The organism is Stenotrophomonas sp. 05N37 (assembly GCF_056397365.1).
Map to the genome: position 1 here is coordinate 1 of NZ_JBFTNG010000018.1, position 963 is coordinate 963.

At 61.0% G+C, this 963-nt stretch carries 1 protein-coding gene; it reads left to right on the plus strand.

Features of this window, described 5'->3' with window-relative positions; all coding sequences use genetic code 11:
- The coding region (locus AC1DGC_RS20140) for an ankyrin repeat domain-containing protein (RefSeq protein ID WP_478048686.1) at positions 1 to 787 on the plus strand (787 nt) is incomplete at its 5' end.
- Positions 788 to 963: the final 176 nt, after the last annotated feature.

Genomic DNA, 963 nt, shown 5'->3' on the forward strand with positions numbered 1-963 from the left:
CTCGTCAGCTTCCTCGCATGGCGCTGATCGCTACTTCGAGGGAAAGGCACTGGATCTGGCCATCGCCAGCGAAACGGGAGACGCCAAGGAGATACGGCGACTCATGAAAGACGAGGGCGTGGATCCCGACGTAGCGTTTTCAAAGCGCGGGGGCATCCCGTTACTCGCCTGGCCGCTACGCGCACAGAGTCTTGAAGGCTTGCGCGCGATGCTGGAGAGCGGCGCGGACCCGAACGCGCGACGCGTAAGGCAACTGCAAGGAAAGCCATACCGTGACGACAACGCCCTGGTATATGCGGCCCAGATGGAAGATTCGCGTTACTTGGGCCTTCTTCTGGACCACGGCGGAGACCCCAATACCCGCAATGCAGACAACGAAACCCTGCTCTTCCAGGCCTTCATCAGCGGAAACCAATGGCACAACGTCCAACGCCTGGTCGAGGGCGGCGCCGATGTGAACCTGGCGAACAGGTACCGGGATGACACCGTACTCAGCTGGTACACCAAGCGTGGCGGATTCAAGCATGCCTACTGGCTGCTGGAACACGGGGCGGACCCCACCATCAAAGCGGGGCTGTTCACCGATCCCGTCGAGTCACAGCGCCAACTGATGGTCGAGGCCATCTACTGGGAAATCACCTCGCCCGACCTGCTGCCCTGGCAGAAAAAATGCCAACAGTGGCTGATGGCACGCAACATCCCCAGGCCGCCCATGCCCGAGCACATCCGCAGGAAGCGCGAGGCGTTCAAGTTCCCCAGCAAGGAAGAAGACATCCCGCTGCTGTGACCCAGCGGCACGCTTAAAAGGAAGGATCCAAGCCAATGCGCATCACGCTCACCTGCCTGCTGACCTTCGCCCTTCTTGCACCACTGGCTGGATGCTCGTCAGCTTCCTCGCATGGCGCTGATCGCTACTTCGAGGGAAAGGCACTGGATCTGGCCATCGCCAGCGAAACGGGAGAC